Annotated in this window: 1 rRNA gene; it reads left to right on the forward strand. The window is 52.6% G+C overall.

Features of this window, described 5'->3' with window-relative positions:
* The first annotated feature begins 133 nt into the window (after positions 1-133).
* Positions 134-3070 (forward strand): 23S ribosomal RNA (locus E2L03_RS20090).
* Positions 3071-3096 lie beyond the last annotated feature (26 nt).

The following is a 3096-nucleotide window of genomic DNA, read 5'->3' on the forward strand; positions in this document are numbered from 1 at the left end:
TGGTTCTTTGAAAACTAAATCATAATCAATCAACTCAAATTAGTTTTGTTCATCGGTGTTACAACTGTTTGAACGAGACGTCAAGAATTCATAAACCTTTTAGGTTAACCAATTGCTTCGTTGAAGCAACAATGGATAAGTTAGAAAGGGCGCACGGTGAATGCCTTGGCACTAGGAGCCGATGAAGGACGCGACGAACAGCGATATGCTTCGGGGAGCTGTAAGTAAGCTTTGATCCGGAGATTTCCGAATGGGGGAACCCACCATCCGTAATGGGATGGTACTCCTGCCTGAACACATAGGGCAGGGTGAGGCAGACCCGGGGAACTGAAACATCTAAGTACCCGGAGGAAGAGAAAGCAAATGCGATTTCCTGAGTAGCGGCGAGCGAAACGGAATCAGCCCAAACCAAGAGGCTTGCCTCTTGGGGTTGTAGGACACTCTATACGGAGTTACAAAGAAACGGAGTAGGTGAATTGTCTGGAAAGACAAGCCGAAGAAGGTAACAGCCCTGTAGCTGAAACTTCGTTTCCTCCAGAGTGGATCCTGAGTACGGCGGGACACGTGAAACCCCGTCGGAATCCGGGAGGACCATCTCCCAAGGCTAAATACTCCCTAGTGACCGATAGTGAACCAGTACCGTGAGGGAAAGGTGAAAAGCACCCCGGAAGGGGAGTGAAAGAGATCCTGAAACCGTGTGCCTACAACTAGTCAGAGCCCGTTAACGGGTGATGGCGTGCCTTTTGTAGAATGAACCGGCGAGTTACGATAACGTGCAAGGTTAAGCTGATGAGGCGGAGCCGTAGCGAAAGCGAGTCTGAATAGGGCGAGTGAGTACGTTGTCGTAGACCCGAAACCGGGTGATCTACCCATGTCCAGGGTGAAGGTCGGGTAACACCGACTGGAGGCCCGAACCCACGCATGTTGAAAAATGCGGGGATGAGGTGTGGGTAGGGGTGAAATGCCAATCGAACTCGGAAATAGCTGGTTCTCCCCGAAATAGCTTTAGGGCTAGCCTCGAGTGATGAGTTTTGGAGGTAGAGCACTGATTGGACGAGGGGTCCCCACAGGATTACCGAATTCAGTCAAACTCCGAATGCCAAAAACTTTAACTCGGGAGTCAGACTGCGAGTGCTAAGATCCGTAGTCAAGAGGGAAACAGCCCAGACCATCAGCTAAGGTCCCCAAGTATACGTTAAGTGGAAAAGGATGTGGAGTTGCTTAGACAACCAGGATGTTGGCTTAGAAGCAGCCATCATTGAAAGAGTGCGTAATAGCTCACTGGTCGAGTGACTCTGCGCCGAAAATGTACCGGGGCTAAACGTATCACCGAAGCTATGGCAATCCCAGTAGGGATTGGGTAGGGGAGCGTTCCAAGGACTGTGAAGCTAGATCGTGAGGACTAGTGGAGTGCTTGGAAGTGAGAATGCCGGTATGAGTAGCGAAAAGAGGGGTGAGAATCCCCTCCGTCGAAAGCCCAAGGTTTCCTGAGGAAGGCTCGTCCGCTCAGGGTTAGTCGGGACCTAAGCCGAGGCCGAAAGGCGTAGGCGATGGACAACAGGTTGATATTCCTGTACCACCTCGTATTTGTTTGAACGATGGGGGGACGCAGAAAGGTAGGGTGAGCGCGCCGCTGGCTGTGCGCGTCGAAGCATGCAAGGCTGGAACATAGGCAAATCCGTGTTCCGTGAAGGCTGAGCTGTGACCGTGAAGGACCCAAGGGTCCGAAATCCCTGATCCTCCGCTGCCGAGAAAAGCCTCTAGTTAGAATACAGGTGCCCGTACCGCAAACCGACACAGGTAGGCGAGAAGAGAATTCTAAGACGCTCGGGAGAACTCTCGTTAAGGAACTCGGCAAAATGACCCCGTAACTTCGGGAGAAGGGGTGCTCTATTAGGGTGTTAAAGCCCGAGAGAGCCGCAGTGAATAGATCCAAGCGACTGTTTAGCAAAAACACAGGTCTCTGCGAAGCCGTAAGGCGAAGTATAGGGGCTGACACCTGCCCGGTGCTGGAAGGTTAAGAGGAGGGGTTATCCCGTAAGGGAGAAGCTCTGAATTGAAGCCCCAGTAAACGGCGGCCGTAACTATAACGGTCCTAAGGTAGCGAAATTCCTTGTCGGGTAAGTTCCGACCCGCACGAATGGTGCAACGACTTGGATACTGTCTCAACGAGAGACCCGGTGAAATTATAGTACCTGTGAAGATGCAGGTTACCCGCGACAGGACGGAAAGACCCCATGGAGCTTTACTGTAGCTTGATAGTGAGTGTTGGTACCATTTGTACAGGATAGGTAGGAGCCTTGGAAGCCGGAGCGCTAGCTTCGGTGGAGGCGTCGGTGGGATACTACCCTGATGGTGCTGACATTCTAACCTCGACCCGTGATCCGGGTCAGGGACATTGTCAGGTGGGCAGTTTGACTGGGGCGGTCGCCTCCTAAACAGTAACGGAGGCGCCCAAAGGTTCCCTCAGAATGGTTGGAAATCATTCGTAGAGTGCAAAGGCATAAGGGAGCTTGACTGCGAGACCTACAAGTCGAGCAGGGACGAAAGTCGGGCTTAGTGATCCGGCGGTGCCGTATGGAAGGGCCGTCGCTCAACGGATAAAAGCTACCCTGGGGATAACAGGCTTATCTCCCCCAAGAGTCCACATCGACGGGGAGGTTTGGCACCTCGATGTCGGCTCGTCGCATCCTGGGGCTGAAGTAGGTCCCAAGGGTTGGGCTGTTCGCCCATTAAAGCGGCACGCGAGCTGGGTTCAGAACGTCGTGAGACAGTTCGGTCCCTATCCGTCGCGGGCGTAGGAAATTTGAGAGGAGCTGTCCTTAGTACGAGAGGACCGGGATGGACATACCGCTGGTGTACCAGTTGTTCCGCCAGGAGCATCGCTGGGTAGCTACGTATGGACGGGATAAGTGCTGAAAGCATCTAAGCATGAAGCCCCCCTCAAGATGAGATTTCCCATGGCGTAAGCCAGTAAGACCCCTTAGAGATGATGAGGTTGATAGGTCAGAAGTGGAAGTGTGGCGACACATGGAGCGGACTGATACTAATCGGTCGAGGGCTTATCCTAAATTTCTTGAGTTTGAGTATGATGAT

The organism is Shouchella oshimensis (assembly GCF_004375095.1).
GTDB lineage: Bacteria > Bacillota > Bacilli > Bacillales > Bacillaceae_D > Shouchella > Shouchella oshimensis.